Raw genomic sequence first — 247 nt, 5'->3', positions numbered from 1 at the left:
TGCAAGGTCGGGGAGCCCGCGCAAGTCCAAGGGTCTTTCCAGCGTATTGTGATCAAGGTTCAAGTACTGCAGGCGCGTCCGGCTCTCTAGCGCACGCTGGCTGGTGACCGACAGCCTGATACCACAACGTGAAAGACCCAAATGGGTCAGCCCCGGTAAGTCGAAGACAGCGAGTGGAATATCGCCCATTACGGTGTTCTGGATGTTGAGAATATTCAGCATCGGGAAGCTTTTGAGGAAAAGGCCA

The 247-nt window shown here is 55.1% G+C and carries 1 protein-coding gene; it reads right to left on the bottom strand.

All coding sequences use genetic code 11. The features are described 5' to 3' along the window. A partial coding sequence (locus RMT89_RS44705) for a hypothetical protein (protein WP_315889479.1) occupies positions 1-247 on the bottom strand: 247 nt, incomplete at both ends.

It is taken from the genome of Streptomyces sp. P17 (genome assembly GCF_032436805.1).
Classification (GTDB): Bacteria; Actinomycetota; Actinomycetes; order Streptomycetales; family Streptomycetaceae; genus Streptomyces.
Note: the sequence above shows the minus strand (reverse complement) of the source record. Positions and strands in the feature narration are given on the sequence as shown.